This window comes from Pseudomonas sp. GW821-FHT09E12, assembly GCF_059416085.1.
The window spans coordinates 84,695-110,263 of record NZ_JBWKOM010000004.1 but is presented as its reverse complement, the minus strand read 5'-3'; the positions used below and the strand labels follow the sequence as shown (position 1 = coordinate 110,263).

24 protein-coding genes and 1 tRNA gene are annotated in these 25,569 nt (G+C 63.8%); 4 read left to right on the top strand and 21 right to left on the bottom strand.

What is annotated here, in order from left to right:
* Positions 1 to 112: 112 nt before the first annotated feature.
* Positions 113 to 1,297 carry a delta-9 fatty acid desaturase DesA gene (desA, locus tag AC07PQ_RS12430; RefSeq protein ID WP_007921512.1) on the top strand — a complete coding sequence of 395 codons (1,185 nt, stop codon included), beginning with the start codon at positions 113 to 115 and terminating at the stop codon, positions 1,295 to 1,297.
* Positions 1,298 to 1,545: 248 nt separating this feature from the next.
* Positions 1,546 to 2,538 (top strand): GGDEF domain-containing protein, encoded by a 993-nt coding sequence (locus tag AC07PQ_RS12425; RefSeq protein ID WP_007921510.1) that lies wholly within the window; start codon positions 1,546 to 1,548, stop codon positions 2,536 to 2,538.
* A gap of 181 nt (positions 2,539 to 2,719) precedes the next feature.
* Here AC07PQ_RS12425 and AC07PQ_RS12420 read toward each other — a convergent pair whose 3' ends face one another.
* The 10 genes from AC07PQ_RS12420 to AC07PQ_RS12375 all read right to left on the bottom strand — a co-directional run bounded on the left by AC07PQ_RS12420 (position 2,720) and on the right by AC07PQ_RS12375 (position 11,277).
* Positions 2,720 to 3,949: an HDOD domain-containing protein gene (locus AC07PQ_RS12420; protein WP_007930338.1), complete on the bottom strand. Its 1,230-nt coding sequence runs from the start codon at positions 3,947 to 3,949 to the stop codon at positions 2,720 to 2,722.
* Between the two features lie 139 nt (positions 3,950 to 4,088).
* Positions 4,089 to 5,366: a 4-aminobutyrate--2-oxoglutarate transaminase gene (gene gabT, locus AC07PQ_RS12415; protein ID WP_007930337.1), complete on the bottom strand. Its 1,278-nt coding sequence runs from the start codon at positions 5,364 to 5,366 to the stop codon at positions 4,089 to 4,091.
* Positions 5,367 to 5,553: 187 nt separating this feature from the next.
* Positions 5,554 to 6,996, bottom strand: coding sequence for an NADP-dependent succinate-semialdehyde dehydrogenase (gabD, locus tag AC07PQ_RS12410; protein WP_493185603.1), 1,443 nt, complete (start codon positions 6,994 to 6,996; stop codon positions 5,554 to 5,556).
* Between the two features lie 348 nt (positions 6,997 to 7,344).
* Positions 7,345 to 7,596, bottom strand: coding sequence for a RebB family R body protein (locus tag AC07PQ_RS12405; RefSeq protein WP_493185602.1), 252 nt, complete (start codon positions 7,594 to 7,596; stop codon positions 7,345 to 7,347).
* Between the two features lie 84 nt (positions 7,597 to 7,680).
* Complete coding sequence (locus AC07PQ_RS12400) at positions 7,681 to 8,163, bottom strand: hypothetical protein (RefSeq protein ID WP_493185601.1); 483 nt, start codon at positions 8,161 to 8,163, stop codon at positions 7,681 to 7,683.
* A gap of 36 nt (positions 8,164 to 8,199) precedes the next feature.
* Entirely contained in the window at positions 8,200 to 8,832 is a 633-nt protein-coding gene (locus tag AC07PQ_RS12395) for a hypothetical protein (protein ID WP_007930332.1), read from the bottom strand.
* 86 nt (positions 8,833 to 8,918) lie between these two features.
* The gene (locus tag AC07PQ_RS12390) at positions 8,919 to 9,578 is read right to left on the bottom strand and encodes a hypothetical protein (RefSeq protein WP_007930330.1); all 660 of its coding nucleotides are present in this window, start codon (positions 9,576 to 9,578) and stop codon (positions 8,919 to 8,921) included.
* Positions 9,579 to 9,596: 18 nt separating this feature from the next.
* Entirely contained in the window at positions 9,597 to 9,824 is a 228-nt protein-coding gene (locus AC07PQ_RS12385) for a RebB family R body protein (protein ID WP_007930328.1), read from the bottom strand.
* 119 nt (positions 9,825 to 9,943) lie between these two features.
* Complete coding sequence (locus AC07PQ_RS12380; RefSeq protein ID WP_007930325.1) at positions 9,944 to 10,474, bottom strand: RNA polymerase sigma factor; 531 nt, start codon at positions 10,472 to 10,474, stop codon at positions 9,944 to 9,946.
* 89 nt (positions 10,475 to 10,563) lie between these two features.
* Positions 10,564 to 11,277, bottom strand: coding sequence for a Crp/Fnr family transcriptional regulator (locus tag AC07PQ_RS12375; protein WP_007930323.1), 714 nt, complete (start codon positions 11,275 to 11,277; stop codon positions 10,564 to 10,566).
* A gap of 232 nt (positions 11,278 to 11,509) precedes the next feature.
* Here AC07PQ_RS12375 and AC07PQ_RS12370 point away from each other — a divergent pair.
* Positions 11,510 to 11,586, top strand: a tRNA-Arg gene (locus tag AC07PQ_RS12370).
* Positions 11,587 to 11,693: 107 nt separating this feature from the next.
* Here the strand turns inward: AC07PQ_RS12370 and AC07PQ_RS12365 are convergent.
* Positions 11,694 to 11,951: a hypothetical protein gene (locus tag AC07PQ_RS12365; RefSeq protein WP_493185600.1), complete on the bottom strand. Its 258-nt coding sequence runs from the start codon at positions 11,949 to 11,951 to the stop codon at positions 11,694 to 11,696.
* A gap of 462 nt (positions 11,952 to 12,413) precedes the next feature.
* Between AC07PQ_RS12365 and AC07PQ_RS12360 the strand changes: the two genes are divergently transcribed.
* Entirely contained in the window at positions 12,414 to 12,965 is a 552-nt protein-coding gene (locus AC07PQ_RS12360) for a hypothetical protein (protein ID WP_007930318.1), read from the top strand.
* 12 nt (positions 12,966 to 12,977) lie between these two features.
* Here AC07PQ_RS12360 and AC07PQ_RS12355 read toward each other — a convergent pair whose 3' ends face one another.
* The 10 genes from AC07PQ_RS12355 to AC07PQ_RS12310 form a co-directional block, all read right to left on the bottom strand.
* Entirely contained in the window at positions 12,978 to 13,169 is a 192-nt protein-coding gene (locus AC07PQ_RS12355) for a hypothetical protein (protein WP_007930316.1), read from the bottom strand.
* An 82-nt stretch (positions 13,170 to 13,251) separates the two neighbouring features.
* Entirely contained in the window at positions 13,252 to 13,986 is a 735-nt protein-coding gene (locus AC07PQ_RS12350) for a hypothetical protein (protein WP_493185599.1), read from the bottom strand.
* Positions 13,983 to 14,564: an RNA polymerase sigma factor gene (locus AC07PQ_RS12345; protein ID WP_493185598.1), complete on the bottom strand. Its 582-nt coding sequence runs from the start codon at positions 14,562 to 14,564 to the stop codon at positions 13,983 to 13,985. The genes AC07PQ_RS12350 and AC07PQ_RS12345 overlap by 4 nt, the downstream gene beginning before the upstream one ends.
* Before the next feature lie 37 nt (positions 14,565 to 14,601).
* Positions 14,602 to 16,353 carry a vWA domain-containing protein gene (locus tag AC07PQ_RS12340; RefSeq protein ID WP_493185597.1) on the bottom strand — a complete coding sequence of 584 codons (1,752 nt, stop codon included), beginning with the start codon at positions 16,351 to 16,353 and terminating at the stop codon, positions 14,602 to 14,604.
* A gap of 88 nt (positions 16,354 to 16,441) precedes the next feature.
* On the bottom strand, positions 16,442 to 17,002 hold the full coding sequence (locus AC07PQ_RS12335; RefSeq protein ID WP_007930309.1) for a YbhB/YbcL family Raf kinase inhibitor-like protein: 561 nt from the start codon (positions 17,000 to 17,002) through the stop codon (positions 16,442 to 16,444).
* A 233-nt stretch (positions 17,003 to 17,235) separates the two neighbouring features.
* Positions 17,236 to 17,712 (bottom strand): poly-beta-1,6-N-acetyl-D-glucosamine biosynthesis protein PgaD, encoded by a 477-nt coding sequence (gene pgaD, locus AC07PQ_RS12330; RefSeq protein WP_007930308.1) that lies wholly within the window; start codon positions 17,710 to 17,712, stop codon positions 17,236 to 17,238.
* Positions 17,712 to 19,061 (bottom strand): poly-beta-1,6-N-acetyl-D-glucosamine synthase, encoded by a 1,350-nt coding sequence (gene pgaC / locus AC07PQ_RS12325; RefSeq protein ID WP_007930306.1) that lies wholly within the window; start codon positions 19,059 to 19,061, stop codon positions 17,712 to 17,714. Before pgaC ends, pgaD begins: the two co-directional genes overlap by 1 nt.
* A gap of 3 nt (positions 19,062 to 19,064) precedes the next feature.
* Entirely contained in the window at positions 19,065 to 21,062 is a 1,998-nt protein-coding gene (gene pgaB / locus AC07PQ_RS12320; RefSeq protein WP_493185596.1) for a poly-beta-1,6-N-acetyl-D-glucosamine N-deacetylase PgaB, read from the bottom strand.
* Between the two features lie 12 nt (positions 21,063 to 21,074).
* Complete coding sequence (pgaA, locus tag AC07PQ_RS12315; protein WP_493185595.1) at positions 21,075 to 23,552, bottom strand: poly-beta-1,6 N-acetyl-D-glucosamine export porin PgaA; 2,478 nt, start codon at positions 23,550 to 23,552, stop codon at positions 21,075 to 21,077.
* A gap of 314 nt (positions 23,553 to 23,866) precedes the next feature.
* Positions 23,867 to 25,375, bottom strand: a complete 1,509-nt coding sequence (locus AC07PQ_RS12310) for a YdgA family protein (RefSeq protein WP_493185594.1) — start codon at positions 25,373 to 25,375, stop codon at positions 23,867 to 23,869.
* Positions 25,376 to 25,569: the final 194 nt, after the last annotated feature.

The window sequence follows — 25,569 nt, the reverse complement described above, 5'->3', positions numbered from 1 at the left end:
TTATAGAGGAAGAAACATCTCGCCACTCTTATCTGAAAGGGCGACTGGTTTTCTCTGTGGGCTCGGTGATAATGCGACTGCTGTTTTTTCTTTATCGAGGGCCCTACAGCCTATGTGGTACGAAGGTTTTCTTGGCTTGTCGGCCTGGCAACTGGTGGCAGTCACCCTGTTAATGACTCACGTGACCATCGTTGGCGTCACGGTTTACCTGCATCGCTATTCAGCCCACCGCTCCCTGGAGCTCAATGCCGGCCTGAAACATTTCTTCCGCTTCTGGCTGTGGCTGACCACAGCGCAGAACACCCGCGAGTGGACCGCCATCCACCGCAAGCACCACGCCAAATGCGAAACCGAGGATGACCCCCACAGCCCGGTGATCAAGGGCCTGTCCACGGTGCTGCGCAAAGGCGCCGAGCTGTACCGCGAAGAGGCGAAAAACCCGGAAACCCTGCGCATCTACGGCAAGAACTGCCCGGACGACTGGATCGAACGCAACCTCTACTCGCGCTACAAGCTGGGCGGCGTGGCGCTGATGGCGGTGATCGACCTGCTGCTGTTCGGCACCATCGGCATCACCATCTGGGCGATCCAGATGATGTGGATCCCGGTCTGGGCCGCCGGCGTGATCAACGGCCTGGGCCATGCGGTCGGCTATCGCAACTTCGAATGCCGCGACGCGGCCACCAACCTGGTGCCCTGGGGCATCCTGGTCGGCGGCGAAGAGCTGCACAACAACCATCACACCTACCCCAACTCGGCCAAGCTGTCGGTGAAGAAGTGGGAGTTCGACCTGGGCTGGGCCTGGATCAAGGTGTTCAGCTTCCTGCGCCTGGCCAAGGTGCAGCGGGTCGCGCCGATCGCCCACCGGGTCGAAGGCAAGGGCCACCTGGACATGGACACGGCGATGGCGATCCTCAACAACCGTTTCCAGATCATGGCGCAGTACCGCAAGCTGGTGATCGCACCACTGGTCAAGCAGGAACTGGACAAGGTCGATCACTCGGTGCGCCACCAGTTCCATCGCGCCAAGCGCCTGCTGTCGCGGGAGACCAGCCTGCTGGAAGAGCGCCACCATGCGCGCATCCAGAACATGCTGGAGCACAGCCAGGCCCTGAAAGTGATCTACGAAAAGCGCCTGGCGCTGCAGCAGATCTGGGCCAAGACCAGCTCCAATGGCCACGACATGCTGGCGGCGATCAAGGACTGGGTCCACGAAGCCGAGGCCAGCGGGATCCAATCGCTGCGCGACTTCGCCAGCCAGTTGAAAACCTACTCGCTGCGCCCCGCCAGCCTCTGACGCTGGCCCGTTCACCCGCCATGGCAAGCCCGGCTGCCGTGGCGGGTGGGCTTCGCTGCCCTCCCCGCCCCATGAGTTCCAGCCTGTCATCCGCGCCACCGTGACCGCCCAGCGGCTGCCGGCTCCCAGACCGCGGCAAACGGGAACTTCGTCGCCAATCCCCTATCTCAAGCAACACTTCGCCATCCAGGCGGGCTTTCCGTGGCCGCTTCGTTTCCCGAGCGGCGAGCGCTTTGAGATCGGTGCCGATGGCCAACAAGAACCCACAACTCCCATCCGCTTTTCCCCAGTGGCCCGAGGCCGCGCAAACCCTGATGGCGCTGATGCATGCCCAGGGCGAGGTCGCCCGGCTGACAGAACGCGAACAGCTGTTCAGCTCGTTGCTGGTCAGCGTCAATGCCGTGCTCTGGGCCTTCGACTGGGAAGCCCGCCAGGTGCTGTATGTCAGTCCGGCGTATGAACGCATTTTCGGCCGCTCCGCCGGCCTGCTGCTGGCCGACGCCAACGAATGGCGCGACAGCGTCTACCCCGACGACCTCGAATACGCCGAGCGGACCCTGGCCCAGGTGCTGGAAAAAGGCGCGGTGGAAGACCGCGAATACCGCATCATCGATGCCCAGGGCCAGGTCCGCTGGCTCAGCGACAAGTGCTTCATCAATCGCAATGCCGCCCCCGGGGACCGGGTGATCATCGTCGGCCTGGCCGAGGACATCACCGAGAAAAAGCACCTGGAAACCGAGCTGCAACGCCTGGCCACCACCGACGTGCTGACCCAGAGCAGCAACCGCCGGCACTTCTTCGAATGCGCCAACCGCGAATTCGAGCAGGCGCGCCAGCAAGGCACGCCGCTGGCCTTCCTGCTGCTGGATATCGATGACTTCAAGGTGGTCAACGATACCTACGGCCACCCCGAGGGCGATAACGTCCTGCAACGCATCGCCGAGACCGGCCGCGCGACCCTGCGCCGTGGCGACCTGTTCGGGCGTATCGGTGGCGAGGAGTTCGCCGCCCTATTCCCCGGCTGCGCCCCGGACATGGCACGCCAGGTTGCCGAACGCCTGCAGCGGGAAATCCAGCGCCTGACCTTCAGCCATGGCGAGGAGCAGTTCAGCATCACCGTCAGCCAGGGCCTGACCAGCCTCACCGCCGACGACGAAAAACTCGACAGCCTCTTCGCCCGCGCCGACGCGGCGATGTACGAAGCCAAGCGCCAGGGCAAGAACCGGATCGTTTCGGGGTAGGTCGCAACTGCAACCCACCGTAGCCGCTGCCGAGCCCGCGAGGCTGCGATCGGCTGCGCAGCAGTCGTAACACCCGGCAACTTGATCTTCCTGGCGAACCGCGTGCCCAGGTTTGGCGAGGACTTTGTCCTCGAACGCAGCCTCGCGGGCTCGGCAGCGGCTACAGGATTGCGCGGCGTCCTCACGCTTCTCGCGTATCGGTTTTACGCAGGCGAACCAGCTCCGGCAGGCCGATCTTGAGCAGGCGCGCGGTCTTGCTGTCGGCCAGCTCTTCGAGGCCCTCGGAGGGCCGCAGGCGGGCGAGCTGGGCAGAGAGGTTCATCACCAAAGCCTCGCGGGAATAAACCCCGCCACCGAGCTGGTAGGCCGAAGCAATCAGCTCGCGCAGCTCCAGCGGCAGGCGCCAGCGGGTGCGCAAGGCCGAACCATAGGCCGCGCCGAACTGCGCCAGGGCATCGCCGATCTCTTCCATGTCGTCCAGCGCGCCACCGGCTTGCTTCCACTCTTGCAGGCAGCGCAGCAGCGCCAGGTCCCCCAGGCGATGCAGCATGCCGGCGCAATAGCAGCGCTCCTGGTCCAGGTCCAGCAAGCGGGCCAGGGTCCGGCCGTATTCCGCGGTGTGCAGCGACAGTTCCCAGTAACGCTCGGCGTAATCGCCCAGGGCCGGGTCGCTCAGGCGCGCGCTGCGCTTGAGCGCCAGGCCGAGAATCAGGTTCATGCTCTGCCCGGTACCCAGCCGGTGGAGGGCCTGGGCCAGGGTCTGCACCGCGCTGCCATGGTGCTGGGCGGCGCTGTTGGCCGCGGCGATCAGCACCGCGTTGATCTGCGGGTCGGTACGCACCTCTTCTTCCAGCAGCTTGAGGTCGAGACCATCGGGGTTGAGGCTGCGCTTCACCGCCAGTTGCACATCGGCGAGCAACGGCGCGCCGTCGGCCAGCTCGCGGCGGCGCTCGAGAAAGGTCCACAGGGTCATGCCCGGCGCCAGGATCGGCACCTCGCACGACACTTCCTGGCCGGGATCCAGCAGCAGGTCCTGCAGGCGCTGGGTCAGGCCTTCCATGTTCAGCGGCTTGGTCAGGTAGGCCGTCGGCGCCAGCGGCAAGGCTTCGCGCACGCTGGCGCTGTCGTTGCGGGTGCTCATGAGGATAAAAGGCAGCACTGGGTTGCGCTTGCGCTGACGCACGCTGCGCAGCAGGCCCAGGCCGTCGACGCCGGGCAACTCCCAGTCGGCGATCACCAGGTCATAGGGATTTTCGGCCAGCAGTTGCAGGGCTTCCTGACCGTCGGCGCACACGTCCAGCCGCGCGTCGCAACGTACATTCAACAACACCTGCTTGAGCAAATCGCGCGACCAAGGGTCCGCCTCGGCAATCAACACTCGCGGTACAGCGGGTAAATCCACAGCAGTCATGCAGCACGCTCCCTGGGCAATCCTTTGCACCTTAGTCAATGCCGAGCCTTCCATACAGCGCAAATGCACTGCGCAGCCTCTATCGGCACAAAAAAACCCGCCGAGGCGGGTCTTTTTGTCAATCAGGTCACAGGCGGGATCAGAGTTCGGAGAAGCACTCTTCGATGATCGCCAGGCCCTTGTCCAGCTGCTCGTCCGGCGAGGTCAGCGGAACCAGCACGCGCAGGACGTTGCCGTAGGTGCCGCAGGACAGCAGGATCAGGCCCTTGTCGCGCGCCTTGGCAACAACCTGTGCCACGGCGGCCGCGTTCGGCTTGTGGCTGTCGCCGTTCTCGAACAGCTCGACCGCGATCATCGCGCCCAGGGCACGCACGTCGCCGATCACCGGGTACTTGGCCTGGATGGCCTTGAGGCCGGTCACCAGACGCTCGCCGACCGCCTTGCAACGGTCCAGCAGGTGCTCTTCCTCGAACACTTCCATCACGGCCAGGGCCGCGGCGCAGGCAATCGGGCTACCGGCGTAGGTACCGCCCAGGCCGCCTGGCGCGATGGCGTCCATGTATTCGGCCTTGCCGCAGACACCGGCCAGCGGGAAGCCGCCAGCGATGGACTTGGCGAAGGTGGTCAGGTCGGCGGCAACGCCCATCTGTTCCATGGCGAAGAAGGTGCCGGTACGGCCAGCGCCGGTCTGCACTTCGTCGGCGATCAGCAGGATGCCGTGCTGGTCGCACAGGGCGCGCAGACGCTTCATGAACTCTTTAGGCGCGACGTAGAAGCCGCCTTCGCCCTGCACCGGCTCGATGATGATCGCGGCGATGTCACGTGGCTCGGCATCGTTCTTGAAGATGCGCTCGATGCTGGCGATCGAATCGTCGATGCTCACACCGTGCAGCTCGTTCGGGTACAGCGCGCGGAAGATGCCGCCTGGCATCAGGCCCATGCCGGCCGAGTAAGGCACGACCTTGCCGGTCAGGCCCAGGGTCATCATGGTGCGACCGTGGTAGGCGCCGGTGAAGGCGATCACGCCGGCGCGGCCAGTGGCGGCACGGGCGATCTTCACCGAGTTTTCCACGGCTTCGGAACCGGTGGTCACCAGCAGGGTTTTCTTGGCGAAATCGCCCGGCACCTTGGCGTTCACTTTTTCGCACAGTTCCACGTAAGGCTCGTAGGCCAGGACCTGGAAGCAGGTGTGGGTCAGCTTGTTCAGCTGCTCGGTCACCGCGGCGACGATTTTCGGGTGCAGGTGGCCGGTGTTGAGTACGGCGATACCGCCGGCGAAGTCGATGAACTCGCGACCTTCAACGTCGGTTACCGTGGCGTTCTTCGCGGAGTCGGCGAAGATCGGGTGAATCTGGCCAACACCGCGCGGTACGGCGGCTTCACGGCGTTTCATCAGGGATGCGTTGGTCTTGCTCATAGTGTCCTCATTCGCCGCTCATCGGTCGGCGTGGTTCAAGGATGACGTGGCGGGAAGGCAACCGCGGCAGCATGCGATGATCGACTGCCCCGGCTATCCCGGCCACTAACTGAAAGATCGTTTACAGCACGCCAGGGGACAGCGCTCTCGTGCCCCTGGCGCTTAAAACCATGCCTTGGCGCGGGTATCAGATGCCCAGGCAGAGGTATTTGATTTCCAGGTAATCCTCGATGCCGTACTTGGAACCTTCACGGCCCAGGCCCGAGGCCTTGATACCGCCGAACGGCGCGACTTCGTTGGAGATCAACCCGGTGTTGACGCCGACCATGCCATATTCCAGGGCTTCGGCCACACGGAACACACGGCCCAGGTCGCGAGCGTAGAAGTACGAGGCCAGGCCGAACTCGGTGTCGTTGGACATCGCGATCACTTCGGCTTCGTCCTTGAAACGGAACAGTGGCGCCAGCGGACCGAAGGTTTCTTCCTTGGCCACGGCCGCGTCTTTCGACACGTTGACCAGGATGGTCGGCTCGAAGAAGTTGCCTTCCATCGGCTTGCCGCCGGCCAGCAGGGTCGCGCCTTTGCCCAGGGCGTCGGCGATGTGTTCCTGGACTTTGGCCACGGCTTTTTCGTCGATCAGAGGACCGGTGGTGGTGCCGTCTTCCAGGCCGTTGCCGATCTTCAGCTTGGCCACCGCGGCCTTGAGTTTCTCGGCGAAGGCGTCGTGGACCGAGTCCTGGATGTACAGGCGGTTGGCGCAGACGCAGGTCTGGCCGTTGTTGCGGTACTTGGAGATGATCGCGCCTTCGACGGCCTTATCCAGGTCCGCGTCGTCGAACACGATGAACGGAGCGTTACCGCCCAGCTCCAGGGAAACCTTCTTGATGTCCTTGGCGCATTCGGCCATCAGCTGGCGACCGATTTCGGTCGAGCCGGTGAAGGACAGCTTGCGCACGATCGGGTTGCTGGTCAGCTCGCCGCCGATGTCGCCGGCGCTGCCGGTGACCACGCTCAGCACACCTTTCGGAATGCCTGCGCGGTGCGCCAGTTCGACCAGGGCCAGGGCCGAGAACGGGGTCTGCGAGGCCGGCTTGATCACCATGGTGCAACCAGCGGCCAGGGCAGGGCCGGCTTTACGGGTGATCATCGCCGCCGGGAAGTTCCACGGGGTGATGGCCGCGGTCACGCCGATCGGCTGCTTGATCACGATCAGGCGCTTGTCCGGCTGGTGGCCGGGAATCACATCGCCGTAGATGCGCTTGGCTTCTTCGGCGAACCATTCGATGAAGGAGGCGGCGTAGGCGATTTCGCCCTTGGCTTCGGCCAGTGGCTTGCCCTGCTCCAGGGTCATCAGGCGACCGAGGTCGTCCTGGTTTTCGATCAGCAGCTCATACCAGCGACGCAGCTTGGTCGCCCGCTCCTTGGCGGTCAGCGCGCGCCAGGCCGGCAGGGCCTTGTCGGCGGCTTCGATGGCGCGACGGGTTTCAGCCGCGCCCATCTTCGGCACGGTGCCGAGGATTTCGCCCGTGGCCGGGTTGTTCACTTTGATGGTCTGGCCGTTATCCGCGTCGACCCAAGCCCCATCGATGAAGGCTTGCTGGCGGAACAACTGGGCGTCTTTAAGCTGCATGTCGGTTTCCTTAACAGCACCGCGCGAGGCGGAGCGAATTGTGATTGTTGAAAGGCGCCTTGACAGGCTGCCGTCAGGAAAAACTGTTACCGGGCTCAAGCACAGAAATAGCGCCTGTCAGAATAGACGGGCGGATCGGCTCTTGGACAAGAGCGTTTGAAATCTCAAACGAATCCTAGGGTCAACCGGGGGGCAGGGCAATAGGCTGTTCGAAAAAAAGAACGAAAACGCCGCTTTCCCTCAGGGATTCAGATCAATGACCATAAAAAAGCCCCCGCAACCAAAAGGCTGCGGGGGCCAGGGCGTTGGCCCGTTACGTGAACGACTTCAGTACGCTCAACAGGTTAGTTACTGGCCGATTTTCTCAGTGGCAACGGCGGTGTCTACACTGTAGATCTGCATCACGCCCTGGTTGGTAGCGGCTTGCGCCAGGGTGTTTTGCTGTTGTTGGGCCGAAACAGCGTTCTGAAACAGAATCGCCGTAGCCTGGCCCATGGATTGGTAGATGGTGCTCATCGCCATGGCTGGCGACTCGGCCACTACTTTGACGTTGGCCTGGGTGACTGCGTCGGTAACTTGCTCGGATACGGTTGTTGCCATGATTCAACTTCCTTTGTTAATACACGGGAGATTCCGTGCTAATCAATGAACGTTGCAAAACAACGAGTGTGAAGACGATCTGAATCAACCTTGCCCACGCTCGGCATATTGCTCGCTCAGCCGTTCAAGGGCTGACTCGACTTGCTCTGCCAGCCCTTTCATTTGCACTGCCAATGCTTCTTTTACTTCGTGTCTTATCTGCTCGCTCAACACCTCCCGGATGAGCTGATCGGCTTCTGATACAGCGTTCGACGAAGACAATGATTGCTTCGCCGCCAACCATTTGCGGATCACCGCTTCATGCTGTGGCGGCTGGGGCTTCGAGGCACTTTCGTTAATAACCGAGTGTTCCATCAACTCGCGAGTGCGCTGTTTTTCACCCTCGATCAAGCGCTGGGTCCGATCGAGCAACTGATCGATGACCGTGGTTGAAGGCCCCGAAAAGGTGTCAGGGCTGCTACGAACCAACGCCTCGAGAATATGCTTTTCTCCTGACGACAACTTCAGATCGAGCACCTCGGCCAACCGATAGATGCCGGCCATTGGAGACGGGTCTTCCTTGTCCATCTGGAGTTCCTTGGCAAGAGGCTGAAGGAGGGGCTGTTAAAACGTCACCTCTTCGCCCTGTTCCCAGAACCCGGTGCAACTGAAGCGCTGGTTGCTCTCGCAGAAGTCTGCCAACTGCCATGGATTGAGCGTCTTGGGATGGGCGAAAAACACCACCGGGGGCGGCGGTATGATGATGGCGCTGGTATACAGGTTGCCCACTTCGTACGCATTGGCGACAAACTCCGAACAGAACGAAGCCGCACCGATATCGACCGAAGCGTTGATCCTTGCCTCAAGTCCCGGGTCGTAGGAAGAGCTCTCGGATGTCGAACGCATCGCTTTCAAAAGGCTGTACTCGCCGTTGATCTCTCCGGTGCTCGCATCGACAAAAAACTGCTTGGCCACATACGCAGCCGCGTCAGCGAGGGATCGGTCCTTGCACGTGAACACCATGGCGTTGCGTTTATCTTCGACCAGGTTAGTGAGCGCCACCCCACCCCCGACACTTTCCACAACATGATTATTGTTGATGGCGAGCGCCACATGGACTATCGGCGCTCCCGGTTTGTCTTCAGACAGAAAGGCGGCTTTCAAGCGCTGCCCGAGCCCAATGAGCTTACGCGGAACACTTGTGGCCAGAGGGTCATCGTCTCTGGCTACGGTAAAAACAAGATCTCCAGGCTGCATGATGTCGCTCCTCAATAAAGAAAAGTTACTTGCACGTTGCTATTGCACAGTTCCAGAGGGGTTCTGGAACTCGATGCTCGGTAGAGTCAGGCCGTAGGCGCGGCGCGGTTGGCCAGGGTGCTGCTGTACTTGGCAATGCTCTGGTCGATCTTGTCGATGGCCATGCCCGCCGCTTCCGCTTCCATGGCGCCGGCGGCAGCGGCGACGGCGGCGGCGGCCCCCACCAGCAGATCGGTGGCCAGGGCGCCCAAGGCATCCTCGGCAGCTTTTTCGGGCTGGTTTTCGACGATATTTTTCGTCATCTGCTCGAGCAATACCGCCTGGGCCGCCAGCGCCAGCTTGCTGACCCCGTCGAAATAGCCCGCCGCCGACTGCGCCACCAGGCCGGCGGCCTGGCCGATCATCATGTCCGGGGCGATGGCGATCTGCGCCGGGGCATAGGCGAAGGTCTGGGCATTGGTGAACTGCACCGCCTCGACGATCTGGCTGTTCAGCGCATCGGTACTGCCGGTCGGCGGTGCCGCGACCTGGGCCAGCATATAGTCGTTCATGCGGTCCATCACCGTGCGCGAGGGCTTGGCCGGGGTGGGCGGTGGCGGGGGATGGTGTTCTACCTTGAGATCGGCAGCCGTTACATCAGCGGCCTTGGGATCGGCCGTATCGGGGTCGACCGCCGCAGGGTCAGTCGCCGTTATGGCGTCAGTCTCCGGTTCGGCGGCGGCAGGTTTTTTCTTGAACCAGAACATGAGGTATCTCCCCAGGCGTCAAGGCTTCTCGCCGATCTGCATGATCAGCGAGACAGCCTTGGAGATCACCGCGTTGGAGATCTGATTCAACGCCTGCTGGCTGTTGACCGCGTTCTGCAGGGACAGCCCCGCCGAATGGCTGGCCACCTGGTACAGCGAGGCAATGGCCTGGGCCGGCGCCTCGGCCACCACCTTAACGTTGGTTTGGGTTACCGCGTCGGTAATCTGGCTGTTGACCTCTGGCATACATCTCTCCTTGATGGAAGGCGCCAGCGCAGGCGCGCTGGCGGTGAACTCGTCGACGGTTTCAGGTGCTCATGACACAAGAACGCCATGCATCCGCGGCTGTGAACGCAAAAGCGCTGTCAACGCAGCGCCGCCCGCAGCAACTGCACGCGCTTGCGCGCCAGGGGCTGGGCGATCCCCAACTCAGCGGCGATCTGCGGATACGGCAGTTCTTCGACAAAACGCATTTCGAACAGCCGCCGTTGGGGCAACGGCAACTGCTCCACGCGGCGGCCCAACTGCATCAGCCGCTCGAACTGTTCGGTGTGCTCGAACACCGATACGCAGGGCGCGGCGAGCAGGGCCTGGTGATCGTGGGCAAGGTCGATCGAGCGGTCGAACAACTGCTCTTCGCGCTTGCTAGTGCGCAGGCTGTCAAGAAACACGTGGTCCAGCACCAGGAACAGAAAGCCCTGCGGCTCTCGTATGCGTTCGGGGGAACGCCTGAAGAACAGCAAGGCTTTGATCGCCGTATTGGATATCCACTCCTGGGCCAGGGCCAGGTTGCCCCTGGCTCGCCGATTGGCCCGGCGCATCAGCTCGGGGTACACCGCCTGCCAGCTCGCTTCGAACAACTGGTCGGCCACTGCCACTTCACGAAAAGATCCCATCGTCAGCACTCCCTGTGCATTCCTTGATGAGCCGACAGTCTGTGATCGCGCAGCAGGCGTTCGCTGTTACCTGGGGAACAGTTGGCAAATTAATTGAGCGGACAGGCCTTGCGCCGTAGATGCTCGACATCGTTGATCACCAGCTGGCCGCTCTGGCAACTGATCACCCCCGAGCGCCGCCACAGCTGCAACTGGACATTCAGCTTCGGCCGGCTGGTATTGAGCATGGAAGCCAGGATGCCCTGGTTGCGGGGAACCGACGCGCAGGTCGCGGGGGCCAGCTCGAAGTCATCGATATTGGCTAGCAGAAACCGCGCCAGACGCGACTCCAGGCGATGCAGGCAGACCAGCTCGAGCAACTCGAGGATCTTCATCAGGCGCGTCATCAGCAGCATCAGGACCCGCTGCCAGAACAGCGGCTCCTCGTACAACACCCTGAAATGCCGCGGCCCCAACAGCAGCACCCGGGTCGGGCCGCAGGCGAAGGCCGAGTTTTCCCGGGCGTGGCCCTCGATCAGCGCCGACTCGCCCACCACCTGGCCGACACCGGCGCTGCCGACAATCTGCTCGCGCCCGTCGGGGCCATGAATCACCGAATACACCTGGCCCTCGACAACCAGCGCGATGAAGTCCAGCGCCTCGCTCTTGAGGTAGAGCACCTCCCGGTCACTCAAGGTGCGCTCCACCGCATGGGTGGCGACATAACGAATCAGATTGTCCGGCAGCCCCCTGAACAGATCGGAGCGTGCCAGCAGGGTTTGACGCAACGAGAGATCGAGCATTACCACGCCTTTTGAATGCATGTGTTCGCCTTGACTGGCAGGAAATCGCTGTGCAGACACAGCGGGTTAGAGCGCTTGAAGCCATAGAGCAAAGCAAACAAAGGGACGTCCGAGGGGAGGACTTGTGAATGGAGCGAGGGGGCTTGCGGGTATCGCGAAGGACAAGATAAACAACGAGGCGACGACCAATCATCACGCGAAAAAAAACCGCATGGACGCCCCAAGCCGACATGGGTATGATGTCGCCCGCACTGCACTCGTAGCTCAGCTGGATAGAGTACTGCCCTCCGAAGGCAGGGGTCGTGGGTTCGAATCCCGCCGAGTGCGCCAGCTAGAAACGCAAAAGCCCCAGGTCGCATGGCCTGGGGCTTTTTCGTTTCTGGCATTTGAGTGGGTCAAAGAACCTTGGGCAGTTTGTCGATATCGGCGCGCCTAAACTAATCAACCCCTCGCCGCGCAACCTCCAATAAATCCACCCCCTCCCTGAGCAGCAGATAAGCCGCGTTGGTCAGCCGATAAAGATCAGCATCCTCGATGCCCTTGATCGTCACCGAAGTGAGGCTTTCCAGAAGATCTGTCCCGGCCTTGATCCGCTGATGAGCACAATCCAGCACATGCGCTACCGGCTCATCACTATCGATCAGCAGAACAGGACAATCAGGAAAATTGGTTTGCAGCGGTATGTACTTCGACATGACATGTCATCCCTAACTTGGTTAAGAAGACTGCCGATCTCGTCGCCAAACGAGTGGGTGGCAGCCGTACGCGGGTTGGCGAACCGGTAAGTTAGTAAACCCGGCAGACCCGAAGGTCTCCCGCGCACAGCCGCCATTGATCGCCATCACCCGTACAGAAATGCACGCGCAAAGAGTCGATGACACGACTGCGCCTAACTTTAAACGGATCGCCAAATCCGGTCGCTGATTTTTCAGCGACAGGGGGAACTATAGGGATGGAGGTTTGGGAGGAACAAGGCGGATTGGCTGCATTCGTTGTGAGGTATTTCGCTTCTTGCTGAAGCCTTTTCACTCCGAAAGCCCTTTAGGTGTCTCCAATCTTTTTTGCGATGATGCCTCCCCTGATGCCATTCACGCGCCCGGCCCACTGCCGAGCGCATACACAGCGTTTCTCGCCAGACTCATGGAAGACCCCACACGATGAATATCTCGAACCTTTCCGGCAACACCGCGCCCTCTCACCAGGCACGTTACTACTACGGGCCCAACTACAAGAAAATGACCCTGGCGGGCCTGGTCTTCGGTGGGTTTTCGCTGTTCGCGGTGTTCGGCACACCCAGCGAGAACAACAGCGTGATCCGGCTGATAGAGGCCCTGGGGCTCAATGGGCATCTGGTCATGCAACTGCTCGGCGTCCTGGGCGTGGCCATGACCGTCGCCGCCGCGGGGGCGCTGATCTTCCTACGCGGTGCCGGCAATCGTTATGTGGTGCTGACGGACAAGAAGCTGGTCGCCCCGGTCAGCAATTTCAGTTCGAAGATCCGCGAGATTCGCCTGATCAATATCTCGGACGTCGAACTGGTGGAAGTCTTCAACCAGCGCTTCATCCGCGTCCAGCACAGCGACGGCAAGATGGAACTGGTGGAGAACATGTTCAAGAACCAGGAACTGTTCTACGACTGCTACAAGGCGATTGCCCTGGCCATCGAGGCCAAGGGCCAGAACGTGAAACGCGCGCCCGCCCGCAAGTAACCGCGCCGGGTTTCAGTCTGGCGTCTGCCGCTGCGGCGCCGCTTCATCCTGATCCGCGGCAGGTTGGGCCTGTTGCGGGTCTTCATCTTCTTCACCGGCCTCGAGCAGAAAGTCCTTGCGACTCTCCTTGATGGCCTGGCGGATATCCGCGCCCTTGGTCGGGCAATTCAGCAGTGCAGCGATACGGTCGATGCGTGGCGCCATGGCCAGCCTCTCACTTTCAGGAAACTGGCTCGATAGTGCGCGTTTTCGTGGTGCCAGGCCATTACTTGCGCGCGTTTTGCCCTCAGGGTTGCTGCAAGGCCTCCAGGCGTTCGGCAATTTCCTCGTCGGGGAAGCGCTGCTTCAGGGCGATGATGTACTGGTCGGCGACCTTGTCCTGGCCGGTCTTGCGCAGCCGCAATACCTCGCGCAGGGCGTCGTCGAGGATCGACGCCGGCGCCTCGCGCTCAACCGGCTCCTTGCCCTGCTCCTTACCCGGGAATGACGCCAGGTGCCCCAGAGACTCATAAGGCTTGGCGGTGAAGGCTTGCGTGTCATGGATCAGCGGCAGGCCCACCCCGGGTGCCGCGGGAGCGGGTGCCGATAAGGCGCCAGCGGCCGCGTCCGGCGTCGCGGCCAGTTCGAAGCGGTTCGACTCCTCCATGGTTGATTCCGCAGGGGCAGCGTCGGCGGGCGCGGACTCGGCCTGGCGCCGTGCAAGCTGCGGGGCAGCGGCCTTTGCCACGGGTGCCGGCGCGGGAGCGAATGCCTGGCTCGGTGCCGGCTCTGGAGAGCGCTGCAACACGCCCAGCAGCAGGGTCACGCCGAACAGACCGGCGAACGCCACTTGCCAGCGCGGCTGGCGGCACAGATCGAACCAGCGTTGCCACAGGGACGGCCGGGGCGCCGGGGCTTCGCGGCGGGCCGTGGCCATGATCAGGGCGTCGAGGCTGGCCGGCGGCTCGCCATGGCTGTGCTGGCGAATGTGCTCGAGCATGCGCTCTTCTTCGGTAGGGGGAAGCTGTCGGGCGTCAGTCATGTCAGTACCTCCTCGGCCAGGAGCCGACGCAATTTTTTCAGCGCATAACGGAAACGGCTTTTCACCGTTTCCAGCGGCGTATCGGTAAGGCTGGCGATCTGCGGCAATTCCAGTTCGCCGTGGGCGCGCAGCAGGAACACCTCGCGCTGGTCGGCGGGCAGATCCTGCAAGGCGGCATCGATGCGTTGCCGTTCACGGCTCAGGCTCAGATGTTGTTCCGGGCCGCTGGCGTCATCGGCCAGATCGTGCAGCTGCTCGTCGTAGCTGTCGTGCAGCAGGTTGCGCATGCCGTGCTTGCGCCAGTGGTCGATCAAGCGGTTGCGGGCGATCTGGTACAGCCAGGTGCGAAAACTGGCCCGGCCCTGTGGCGCACTGGTGGTGCGGATCAGGCTGAGCCAGGTGTCCTGATAGACCTCGTCGGCCAGCTCGGCCTTGTCGCACAGACTCAGCAGGAACCGGTACAACCCCTGGCGATGCCGCTGGTAGAGGACCTCGAAGGCAGCGCTGTCGCCCGCGCGATAACGCGCCAGCAGCGTTTCGTCGCTGCTGGCGGGCTCTGGTCGATTCGCCGCAGGCATAGTCGTACTGAACTCCTTCTGGTGGCTCGTCATGACGTTACTCACGGCGGCTCAACGCCTCCCCGGAACGGCCCGGCTGATTCGCCGGAGCGGCAGTCTGCAGGCTCTGCGCCAGTTCCACCAGTTGCACGAACTCGCCGCGCAGGCCGAAACGGTCTTCGCCCTTGGCCCCGCGGGCCAGGGCAACGGTGTCCTTGAGGCCGAAGTCGCCGGTGTAACGAGCGTCCTTGAGCTGCTGGGCGAACGCCGCCACGGCTGCGGCAAATCTTAGATCATCGCTGGCCTGGACGAGTTTGCCGTGCTGTTGCGACGCCAGGATCGGCCGCTCGATCAGCCGGCTGCTGCCGCCTTGCGGCGCCTGGTAGCGCACCCGCAGCATGGCCAGCTCGTCGTCCTTGATGTTCGATTCCGACGACGCCTGGGCCTGGCCATAACGCAGCGGCTCCAGCCAGCCCTGCTCGCCCTTGGGCACGATTTCATACAGCGCGGTGACCGTATGCCCAGCGCCGATCTCGCCGGCATCGACCTTGTCGTTGTTGAAGTCCTCGCGTTTCAGCGCGCGGTTCTCATAACCCAGCAGGCGGTATTCGCTGACCTGGGCCGGGTTGAATTCCACCTGCAGCTTCACGTCCTTGGCTACCACCGCCAGGGTCGAGCCGAGCTGGTCCACCAGGACCTTGCGCGCCTCGCGCAGGTTGTCGATGTAGGCATAGTTGCCATCGCCGGCGTCAGCCAGTTGCTCCATCAGGTGCTCGTTGTAGTTGTCCACGCCAAAGCCGAGGGTGGTCAGCGACACGCCGCTTTTACGCTGCTCGACGGCCATCTGCTTGAGGCGGTCGAAGTCGCTGATGCCGACGTTGAAGTCGCCATCGGTGGCCAGCAGGATGCGGTTGATGCCGTTCTTGATGAAGCCTTGCCGGGCCATCTGGTACGCCTGCTGGATGCCCGAGGCGCCGGCGGTGGAGCCGCCCGCCGTCAGTTGCTCGATGGCGTTGCGGATCTTCGCCTTGTCGCGCCCGGAAGTGGGCTCCAGCACCACCCGCGATTCACCGGCATACACCACCAGCGACACCCGGTCCTGTTCGCGCAACTGGTCCACCAGCAGCTTGAGGGTGCTTTGCACCAGCGGCAGGCCCTCGCGGCGGTCCATGGAGCCGGACACATCCACCAGGAACACCAGGTTGGCCGGCGCCAGCTCGGCGACGGCGCGATCCGAAGCCTTGATGCCGATGCGCAGCAGGCGGGTGTGGGGGTTCCAGGGCGACGGCGCGATCTCGGTGGTCACGCCAAACGGCGAGCCGTCGCCGGGCAGGGCGTAATCGTAGGGGAAGTAATTGACCAGTTCTTCCAGGCGCACCGCACCTTGCGGCGGCAGGCTGCCCTGGTTGAGCAGGCGCCGGACATTGGCGTAGGCACCGGTATCGACATCGACGCTGAAGGTCGAGACCGGAGCTTGCGCCACGCTGTGGATCGGGTTGTCCGGCAGGTTCTGGTACTGCTCCCGCGGTTCGGCGCGATAGCCGGCGGGCAGCGATTCGCGCGTCATCATCGAGGCTTGCATGGGTGCCGGGGCGAGCGCCTTGGCGTTGTTGTATCCGGCCAGGATCACATCGGCGCGCGGGGCCTCGCTCGACGAGGGCGCGGCGACCTGCGGTGCCAGCGTTTCCTGGACGGGCAAGGCAGCGCCCCGGGTCTCAGGCGAGGACGGGCCGCAACCGGCCATGGTCAACAGCAACCCGGCGGCGCACCCCTGAACGGCGGGGCGAAGGAAATACGGAGGAAGGAACATGGGGGCTGACCTCGGGGAAATTGATCCATTCCCCCCTTCAGACGAAGCCCCTTGGCGATTCGGGTTAAGCCCCCGGAAAAAAATCTGCTTAGCGCAGATAGCGCCGCACCACGCTACTGTTGCGCAGCACGTGGCCGTTGATCTTTTCCAGCAGCTGGGCGCGGGTCAGGCCGGCCGGCAAGGCGTCGGGCGCCAGCTCCAGGGCGTAGATCTGGATGATGTAGTGATGCGCGCTGTCGCCCACCGGCGGGCAAGGACCGACGTAGCCGGTGGTGCCTTTGCTGTTGGTGCCGCCCAGCCCTTCCAGGGTGCCCTTGGCCCCCGCGCCCGCGGCGATCTGCCGGGTCGTGGGCTTGATCCCGTAATGCACCCAGTGGTCGATACCCTGGCCTTTGGCGCCGTCCGGGTCGTGCATCACGATGGCGTAGCTGCGGGTGCCTTCCGGGCCGGCGGTCCAGGCCAGGGCCGGCGACAGGTTATGCCCGCCGCAGCCCTTGGCATCGCTGGCGCTGGCCGGGGTAAACAGGCGGTTGTCCGAGACACCGGGCACATTCAGGGTGAAACGCTCCTGGGCCTGGGCCGGCAACTGCAGGCACAGCAGGACGGCGCCGGCGGCCAGCCAGGTATTGAGAGAGGCAAAACGGGACATACGCGAGCACCTTCTGCGAATGGGTTTATCGGAGCCTGGAAACAGGAGCCTGGAGACTATAGCTGCGCGGCGTAGCGTTGCGCTTGAGCAATATTGGCGCTGATTGAGCTTGAGCCGCAGCCGCTTGTAAACGAAAAAACCCCGGTTTTTTTTCAGCTCCGGGGCTTTTTTCGACGAGCACCGGGATTTTTACCCGGCCGCCCTGATCCCGCGACCTTCAACCAGCAGCCGAATCAGCGCTCCACGGAATCCGCCAGCAACGGCGGATGCGGCTGGCGCTCGGGGTTCAGGCGCAAGAAACCGGTGGTGACAAGGCTGATGCCGCCCTCCTCGTCGTTATGCACCGTCATGGTCCCGGGCTGGCGCATGCGCGCAAAATTGGCGGCGCTGAGCTTGAAGCTTTCGCTCAGGCGCTGGTCGTCCAGCGCCGGCGACGGCAGGCGGCGCCGGGCAAAACTTTTGCTCTTGCGCTGCTGATAACGCGCCCAGAGGATCAGCACGGCGGCGTTGAGCAGGGCCACCCACAGGTAGGTCTGCAAGGTGCCCAGCGCTTCCAGCACGCCGACCTCGATACGCGGGCCGTCGTGGGTGTCGATCAGCGGCCACAGGCCGCGTACCAGCAGGTACAGCAGGCCGATCCAAGCCAGCACGGTGAACGCCGCATCGACGATCACCAGCAATGGCCGTTGACGGGTTCTGATGATTTTCATCAGCGAGCCTCCTCTTCATCATCTGTCGGCTTGATGCCACGGTCGGGGCTGACCCAGCGCGCACGCTTGCGGTGTTGGCTGAACAGCACCTTGGGGAAACTGACAAGCGTGGTGAACAGGCTGACGAGCCAGAACACCAGGGGGTACCAGACCACCCAGAACATGGTCTTGCCCAAACCCTTTTCATACCGGCGATCGATCAGGATGCTGACCGCGAACTGCAGCAGGCAGACCATCGCCAGCACCAGCCCGGTGAAGGCCGGCGGCATCAGGCGGTCGACGGCGATGGCCTCGGGCATGACGATGAAATGGCCGACGCCCCAGAAGATCACCGACAGCAGGAAGGTGAAGGCCCAGCCGGTGGACAGGCAGTATTCGAACAGCAGCGGCCACAGGTAGCGGTGGCGCCATTGCCAGATCCCGCGGATGTTCTTGAACAGCACCTCGGCGCCACCCTGGGCCCAGCGCAGGCGCTGCTTCCACAGGCCGCGCAGGGTTTCCGGCATGAGGATCCAGCACAGCGCCCGCGGCTCGTAGAAAATGCTCCAGTGATCGAGCTGCAGCTTCCAGCTGATGTCGATGTCTTCGGTGATCATGTCCGGGCTCCAGTAGCCGACCCGGTGCAGGGCCGAGCGGCGGAAGGCGACAATCACCCCGGAGACCGTGAAGATCCGCCCGAACACCCGCTGGGTACGCTTGATCAGACCGATGATCGAGGAGAACTCGCCCACCTGGACCCGGCCCACCAAAGTCGAGCGGGTGCGAATCCGCGGATTGCCGGTCACCGCGCCCAGGCGCGAATTCTCCAGCAGCGGCGCCACCAGATAGGCCGCGGTGTTCGGCGCCAGCAGCGCATCGCCGTCGATGCACACCAGGTACTCGCTGCGCGCCGCCACGGCGCCCATGCGCAAGGCCACGGCCTTGCCCTGGTTTTGTGCCAGGTGCACCACTCGCAGCCGCGGATCTTCCAGCGCCAGGGCGTCCAGCACTTGGGCGGTGTTGTCCTTGGAGCCGTCGTTGATCGCGATGACCTCGATATTCGGATAGTGCTGGGCCAGCGCCGCGTGGATGGTGTCGGCCGCGTTGTCGCCCTCGTTGTAGCAAGGGATCAGGATGCTGATCAGCGGCTCGCCCTTCAGCGGCGGCGGCAGGGTGTCGTCCTTCCAGGGCCAGTGGCGTTCCCAGTGCAGCCAGAAGTACAGGCCGCCGGCGATCCACAGGCCGGACATGAACAGCGGGTAGAAGAACACGAAGTCCATCAGGAACTGGCCGGTCACCAGGAAGATCAGGCCCAGCGGCACACCGAGGACAATCGCCAGAACGAGCAGGGCTAGCAGTCGATCCAACATGATTTAAGGGTTCCACTTGGTGGAGAGCGCGGGACGGATGGTCTTCAGGTCCGGCGAGTTCTCGAGAAAGTTATCCGGGTAGTAGCCGAAGCTGGTCGCGCCCTGGCGCTTGAGCCGGCCCATCCAGTCGGCCATCTGCGCGGCGTCGATATCGCTCGCCGGTTTTTGCGCCCAGTCCCGGGCCTGCAGTTCGAAGACGGTACGGTTGAGCGCGCCGGGGCGTGCCTTGACCGTGGCCACCAGTTGCTCCAGCCAGGCGCCGGAAGCCTTGCGCGGCTGGCCCTCCATCAACGGCATGGCCATCGGCGCGGTCCAGTCGTAATGGGCGAGGAAGTCGTCGAGGTTCTGGGCGAACCAGGCTTCGCTCTGCGGGTTGAGCATCGGCTCGGCGAACAGGTTGCGCGCGGTCAGTACCTGCGGCCCGCGGATCGCCTTGACCTTGGCGGTCAGCTCATGGGTGAAGTCGATCAGGTAGCGGCTCTTGAAGCGGGTCCAGCGCTGCAGGGTCGCCGGATCGCCGCGCAAGGCGGCGATCGAACCGGGCAGGCCGTTGGCAGCGTAGGTGCGCAGGGCTGCGGGGCTGGCGTCTTCGAAATCGGAGAGCACCGCGTCGTCGTGGTAGAGGATGCCGTCCACCGAGGTCAGGCGCGCCACGTCTTCGTAGATCTCACCGATGATGCGCCGCACCTTCGGATCGAACGGCGACAGGCGCCGGTACTGGTCGGGGTCGACCGCGACCTGGCCGGTTTCCGGGTCCCAGCGGGTCACGCGCGGCAGGCTCGGGTCGAGGGCGAAACTCAGCACTGGCATCCAGGCGAACACCTTGACGTTGGCCCGGGTGCGCAGTTGCCAGGCGACCCGGTCGAAGATATCGGCGCGCACCGGCAGGTGGCGGTTGGCGAAGTACAGCGAGTGCACCAGGCCATCGCCCTTGGGGTCGGCGAAGGCTTGCAGGAACACGGTGTTGACGCCCAGGTCGGCCATGCGCTGGACCAGCTTGCCGAGGTTGATTTCCTGCTGCTGCGGGTCCGGGTCGTAGACGTTGTCCAGGTCGACATGGGCCACGCGCATCGGGTTGCTGGCCTCGACGCCGACGATGCTGTTGGAGAAGTGGATGCCGTCCGGGTCCGAGGACACCAGGAAGCGCGGGCTGCTCATCAGGTTGTCGAGGGCATCGAGGCCGTCGTCGAGGGTCAGGGCCATGTCGTAGCCCTCCTCGCCCACCACCCGCAGCGCGGTGCCGTCGGCGGCGCCATAAGGCCAGACCCAGACCCGTGGGCTGTAGCCGGTGGCGGCGCGGATTTTTTTCGAGATGGCGGCCACGTCGCTGCGCAGGCGCGCCTCGAATTCGGCTTCGCTTTCATAGCGCCCGGTGCTGGCGTCATAGCGCCGGGTGGCGGCGGCCGGTTGCAGGTTGCCCTGGGGGTTGGCCAGCACGCCCTTGTGGTTGGCATCGGTGTGGGCGGCGATTTCCACCAGGCCGGAACGGGATATCTCGCGGACCTGCTCCCAGGTCAGGAAGTCCGAGCGCTTGCGCGGGGTGCCGGCAAAATCCACCGGCTGGTTCAGCGGGGTATCGACCCACGCCCCCACCGGCGCCAGCAGGGCATGCCAGTTGTAGCTGCGCAGCACCGGCAGCACGCGGGTGTAGAAGCTCGCGTAACCGTCGTCGAAGCTCAGCAGCACGGCCTTGGCCGGCAGCTCGGGGCCGCCTTTGCGCGCCGCCATGATCTGGTCCACGGTGACCGGCTGGTAGCCGTTCTCGCGCAGCCAGGCCAGCTGTTCGATCAGGCGTTCGGTGCGCACGGCCACCACCGCCTGGTCGGGGTCGCGGTCTTCGACGTCGTGGTAGGCAATGCCCAGCACGTGGTTTTTCGGCCACGGGGTTTCGCTGGCGGGCACCGGGCGCTGCGCCGGCGCCAGGAAATCCGCGGCGGGCTGGGCGCAGGCGCTGAGAATCAGGGCTCCCAGCAGGAGGATGCAACGGGTCATCGGAGGCATCTTCGGACTCTTCTAGAAGCGATAGGTAAGGTCGAGAAGCAGGCGCAGGTCGGTTTCCCGGTCGCCGTCGTAAGGCCGGTTGAGCACGCTCAGGGCGGCCCCGGCTTCGAACACGTCGTTCCAGGTCACGCGCTGGCCATAGCTGAGCAGGCCGATCGCCCCGGTGGAGTAATCGCGCTGGCTGTAGGTACCGGCGCCCACCTGGAACTGCTGGCTCCAGGAGGTTTCGTAGCGGTGATAGAGCACATGGTTGACGTTCACCGTCGGCAGGACCGTGAAGTCCGACTTGGGGTTGAAGTAGGGCGTGTCTTCCTTGCTGTTGCGGCTGGCGCCGACTTCCAGGCCCAGGTCGACCTGCACGTGGGGCGTGGCATAGACGCCCTCGCGACCGGTGAGCACAGCTTCGAAACGGTTGTTGCCATCGCTGAAATGCGAGGGGCTCAGGGCCAGCCGCCATTCCCGGCTCTCGTTGGCCCGCCAGCGCAGGAACGCGCTGCCGCCATTGGCGTAGATGTTGCTGTTGAGCGCCCGCAGCGGCGTGTTGGCCGACAGGTATTCCAGGCTGGCGCCGTACTGCCAGTGATCGTCGATGTCGCGGGCCAGGGACAGCCGCGCGCCCTGCTTGTCGTCGAAGCCGTAGGAGTGGTTGGAGACTTCCGCTTCCAGGGTCATGTCGCGGGTCCGGCGCTCCACGCCGATACGCTGCCAGCGATGGTGCCCGGTGCCTTCCTGGAAGTCGCCGGTGGCATAGCCGAGGCCGCCGAACAGGCGCCAGTCTTCATTGATCGGCGGGCTGTAGAGCACCGTCTCGATGCCAAAGTCCTTGCTCCCGGAAACCGCGCCGGCGCCGCTGTTGCCGCCGCCGTAGCTCTTGCCGCCATAGGTTTCGACCCGCAGCTCGGCCATGTCGTGCACTTGGCGCTGGCGGGCCAGGCGCTGCACCTGACGGTTGTCGGGATAACGCTGCACCACATCGTCGGTCAGGGCATCGAGCTGACGCCATTCCTGCAGGTCCTGGGCCGTGTGGCCCTGGGCAACCTCGAGGCCGACATCGCGCGGCGCCATGCTCTCGGTTTCCTTGAGCAGGCCCTCGGCGCGGCGCGGCCAGTCCCGGGACTGGTACAGGTTGGCCTGGGCCACGCGCAGGCCGATATTGCCCGGCGCCTGGTCCACCAGGCTGGCCAGGCGCTGCTCGCTGCCCGGCAGGTCGGCGCTGTAGGTGCCGGACTGCGCGGCGAGCTGCTGGGCGTCCATCCATTCATCGTTGGGGTTGCCCACCGGCAAGCCCTTGAGCTCGACCCGCGGTTTCTGGTTCCTGGCCAGGTCGTCGGCGACCTGTTGCGCCTCCTGCGGGCGGTCGCTTTCCAGCAAGGCGTAGTACAGCGCGGTGCTGTCTTCGACGCGGTCGCTGACATCGGCATCCGGCGCCGCCAGCACCTGGCGATAGAGGTCGCTGGCGATCTCCGGCTGGCGCTGGTCCAGGTAGGCGGCCGCCACCCAACGCCGGGCGTAGGTGGGGATGGCCACGTCTTCGGCGGTCAGCGTGCGGTACTGGTCAATTACCTGGGCGGTGCGTGCCCGGGCCTTGAGCGCGCCCATGCGGTCGATGCGCCAGCGGGTCACGTCGTCCTTGGCCGCCGGGTCCGGGGTCCAGGTGGCGAGCAACTGGTCGTAATCGGCCAGGGCACGGTCGGCGATGACATAACGCTCTTTCTCGCTGCGGGTGGCCAGCTCGGCCAGGCGCACACGCTCGGCGGCCAGGTCGCCTTGCAGACGGCGCTCGATCAGCGGATCGATCAGCCCCGGGCGCTGGCGGGCCAGGCGCAGGGCCGGTTCCGGCAGGCGGGCCCGTTGCAGGGCGAACACGTATTCGCGGGCGACTTCCGGCCGGGTGCCGGCGCGGATAAACGCCTGGTCGAACTCGAACAGCGCGTCATACGGCGAACCGGCGCGGGTCAGGGCGTAGCCCAGGGCCAGGCGGCGGGTGGCATCGTCAGGCTTGGCCGCCACCAGTTCGCGGGCACGGCGCACGGCTTCCTCAGGCTTGCCGGCGTCGGCCTGGGTCAGGGCCAGGCCCAGTTGCAGGTCGGGGTTGCGTGGGTCGCGTTCGAGGGCCAGGCGGTACACCTGGATCGCCGCGTCCCAGCGCTGCAGATTGCGGTAGGCACGGGCGGTGGCGGTCAGCGCCTGGATCGGCAGCACCCGGCCACGGGCCTGGGTTTCATAGACATTCACCACCTCGCTGTCGAGGCCGGCCCAGCTGGCGATCTGCAGGTGGTCGCTGACCAGCCCGGCGTTCAGGCGGTCGGCCGGCACCTGGCGCAAATGGCTCAGGGCTGGCGCATAACTGCCGGCGCGGGCGTCGAGAATCAGGCGGTCGTACGCCGGGTCGGCGAGGGCCAGGGTCGGCCACAGCAATTGGCTGCATAACGCCAGGCGCAGCAGCGGCCGCAAACCATAAAGGCGAACAGGATGAACAATGGGCGGCATTTTCTTCAGCATCCTTACATGGCTAGCCGGGGTCTTGTGTCCCCCCGCCTGATACGTGCCAGGAAGCCGAATCAGATGACTCGGCCAGATTGGGGCGGAGTCTTCCATGCAAGGCTGATGCGGATGCGCAAATGCAATATTTCTTCAGATTCGTTTCTGCGCGAATCCGCGAACGACGTGGCCTGTAGCCATGTTCAAGGAGGCTCTGGGGGGGAATTTTCCCGCCAGCTACAGGCAAAAAAACGCCCGGCGACTCCGTGGTACGGAGGCCGGGCGTTTCTGGCTGAAAACCCCGTGGAGGGGTTTTGCGCGGCTTACTGGATGGTGACCGGACCCAGTTTGCTCATGACAAAACCGACGAACTGCTCAGGCGTCATTTTCTGGCCGTTGAAGTCCACTTCGTTGTTGGCATAACGCAGCTTGGAGACGATGTCGTTGCCTTCCAGCTTGGCCAGCTGGGTGCCCAGCGCCATGCCGCTGACCATGTCGGCGGCCATGCTGCCCTGGTCGGCGATCGCCTTGGCGTCGGTCACGCCGTCCAGCTGCGCCTGCACCGATGCCATGTCGGCGATCATCGGCTTGGACAGCAGCAGGTTCAGGTCCAGCTGGGTGAGCAGTTGCTTGCTCAGTTCGGCCGGCGGCAGTTCCATGGATTGCGGCTTGTTCAGGTCCACCACCAGGCTCAGGCGGCTTTCGCCATTGGTGGTCTTGAACGAGAGGTTTTCCAGGGCGATATGCGGCTGGGCGGCCAGCAACTTGTCCAGGTCAGCCTTGACCTGGGCCTGCTCGGCCTCGCTCAGGTTCAGCTCGGGCGCTGGCTCCCCGGCGGCTTCGGCCGCGGCGACGGCGTCTTCGTAGGGTTGCAGCTTGTTCTGGTAGACCTGCATCAGCGACATGCCGGAGGCGATGTCGAGGTTCTTCATGCTCCAGGTCATTTGCGCCGAACCGACGGCTTTGCCGTTGAGGGCGACTTCGCCGATCTTGTAGTCGGCACGGCCGGCCAGGTGGGCGCCCTTCTCGTCGGTGGCGCTCTTGATCTGCGAATTCTTGAAGCTGAGCACCGACTGTTTCTCGCCGAACGTGGCCTTGGTGCTGGTCAGCTCCAGGGTGTTGTCGCCGACGTAGAAGCCATAGTTGCTCTTGGTCAGGTTGCTGGCCAGGGTCAGGCCGTTGAGCTCGACCTGCACCGGCGTCTGGTCTTCGGCGACGCTGTTGAGCTTGAGGCTGTCCATGTAGCCTTCGGCCTTGACCTTCTGCGCTTGGGCGCTGGTCGAGAGGTCCAGCTTCAGGCCGGAGAACTTGAGGGTCGACTTGTCGTCCAGGGCCGTCTCCAGCGGCAGCAACTCCAGGTTGCCGGTGGCGGAACGGTCGTAACCCAGGTTGACCACGCCCTTGAGCGGGGAAACATCCTTGGTGGCGGCGAACCATTTCTCGGTCAGGGTGTTCTTTTCCAGCTCGTAGTGACTGGTGGCCATGACCGGCAGCCATTTCAGGGTCATCAGGCGCGAGAACGGCAGCGGGCCGTGTTCGATGCGGTCGACGAACACCAGCTCGACGCCCTCGGCGCTGTCGCCGAACATCTCGCCCTGGCCCTTGAGGCGGTAGCGCGCGGTGCTGCTGAACAGGTTGCGCTCCAGCGATACCAGCTCCAGGCTGGCGGTACCGTTGGAACCGACCATGGCGGCCTGGAGTTCCTTGTTGGCGTCGGCGATAGAGGTTTGCAGCACCCCTTCCAGCTTGGTCCCGGTATACCAGGCGCCGCCGGCACTGATAGCGCCCACCGCGACGACGATTCCTAACAGTACGCCTGCTGATTTATTCATTATTTGACCCGATCGATCCGATGTTGAATGTGTGGTCGTCTTCCCTGAACCCGGCACGGGTTGTGGCTCGACTGTGCGTAAAACTGCCGAAGATTAGCACCGGCCAGGCCAGGCGGCCCAACCTTTCCATGTGAAAAGTAGTGAACAGGGGAAGCTGAAGACACAGCCTGTAGCCGCTGGCGCAGCCTGCGATC

What these genes read in the sequence shown, in the direction of transcription:
- desA (WP_007921512.1), top strand. Translation starts at nt 113, where the DNA reads ATGTGGTACGAAGGTTTTCTTGGCTTGTCGGCCTGGCAACTGGTGGCA.
- AC07PQ_RS12425 (WP_007921510.1), top strand. Translation starts at nt 1,546, where the DNA reads ATGGCCAACAAGAACCCACAACTCCCATCCGCTTTTCCCCAGTGGCCC.
- AC07PQ_RS12420 (WP_007930338.1), bottom strand. Translation starts at nt 3,949, where the DNA reads ATGACTGCTGTGGATTTACCCGCTGTACCGCGAGTGTTGATTGCCGAG.
- gabT (WP_007930337.1), bottom strand. Translation starts at nt 5,366, where the DNA reads ATGAGCAAGACCAACGCATCCCTGATGAAACGCCGTGAAGCCGCCGTA.
- gabD (WP_493185603.1), bottom strand. Translation starts at nt 6,996, where the DNA reads ATGCAGCTTAAAGACGCCCAGTTGTTCCGCCAGCAAGCCTTCATCGAT.
- AC07PQ_RS12405 (WP_493185602.1), bottom strand. Translation starts at nt 7,596, where the DNA reads ATGGCAACAACCGTATCCGAGCAAGTTACCGACGCAGTCACCCAGGCC.
- AC07PQ_RS12400 (WP_493185601.1), bottom strand. Translation starts at nt 8,163, where the DNA reads ATGGACAAGGAAGACCCGTCTCCAATGGCCGGCATCTATCGGTTGGCC.
- AC07PQ_RS12395 (WP_007930332.1), bottom strand. Translation starts at nt 8,832, where the DNA reads ATGCAGCCTGGAGATCTTGTTTTTACCGTAGCCAGAGACGATGACCCT.
- AC07PQ_RS12390 (WP_007930330.1), bottom strand. Translation starts at nt 9,578, where the DNA reads ATGTTCTGGTTCAAGAAAAAACCTGCCGCCGCCGAACCGGAGACTGAC.
- AC07PQ_RS12385 (WP_007930328.1), bottom strand. Translation starts at nt 9,824, where the DNA reads ATGCCAGAGGTCAACAGCCAGATTACCGACGCGGTAACCCAAACCAAC.
- AC07PQ_RS12380 (WP_007930325.1), bottom strand. Translation starts at nt 10,474, where the DNA reads ATGGGATCTTTTCGTGAAGTGGCAGTGGCCGACCAGTTGTTCGAAGCG.
- AC07PQ_RS12375 (WP_007930323.1), bottom strand. Translation starts at nt 11,277, where the DNA reads ATGCATTCAAAAGGCGTGGTAATGCTCGATCTCTCGTTGCGTCAAACC.
- AC07PQ_RS12365 (WP_493185600.1), bottom strand. Translation starts at nt 11,951, where the DNA reads ATGTCGAAGTACATACCGCTGCAAACCAATTTTCCTGATTGTCCTGTT.
- AC07PQ_RS12360 (WP_007930318.1), top strand. Translation starts at nt 12,414, where the DNA reads ATGAATATCTCGAACCTTTCCGGCAACACCGCGCCCTCTCACCAGGCA.
- AC07PQ_RS12355 (WP_007930316.1), bottom strand. Translation starts at nt 13,169, where the DNA reads ATGGCGCCACGCATCGACCGTATCGCTGCACTGCTGAATTGCCCGACC.
- AC07PQ_RS12350 (WP_493185599.1), bottom strand. Translation starts at nt 13,986, where the DNA reads ATGACTGACGCCCGACAGCTTCCCCCTACCGAAGAAGAGCGCATGCTC.
- AC07PQ_RS12345 (WP_493185598.1), bottom strand. Translation starts at nt 14,564, where the DNA reads ATGCCTGCGGCGAATCGACCAGAGCCCGCCAGCAGCGACGAAACGCTG.
- AC07PQ_RS12340 (WP_493185597.1), bottom strand. Translation starts at nt 16,353, where the DNA reads ATGTTCCTTCCTCCGTATTTCCTTCGCCCCGCCGTTCAGGGGTGCGCC.
- AC07PQ_RS12335 (WP_007930309.1), bottom strand. Translation starts at nt 17,002, where the DNA reads ATGTCCCGTTTTGCCTCTCTCAATACCTGGCTGGCCGCCGGCGCCGTC.
- pgaD (WP_007930308.1), bottom strand. Translation starts at nt 17,712, where the DNA reads ATGAAAATCATCAGAACCCGTCAACGGCCATTGCTGGTGATCGTCGAT.
- pgaC (WP_007930306.1), bottom strand. Translation starts at nt 19,061, where the DNA reads ATGTTGGATCGACTGCTAGCCCTGCTCGTTCTGGCGATTGTCCTCGGT.
- pgaB (WP_493185596.1), bottom strand. Translation starts at nt 21,062, where the DNA reads ATGCCTCCGATGACCCGTTGCATCCTCCTGCTGGGAGCCCTGATTCTC.
- pgaA (WP_493185595.1), bottom strand. Translation starts at nt 23,552, where the DNA reads ATGCCGCCCATTGTTCATCCTGTTCGCCTTTATGGTTTGCGGCCGCTG.
- AC07PQ_RS12310 (WP_493185594.1), bottom strand. Translation starts at nt 25,375, where the DNA reads ATGAATAAATCAGCAGGCGTACTGTTAGGAATCGTCGTCGCGGTGGGC.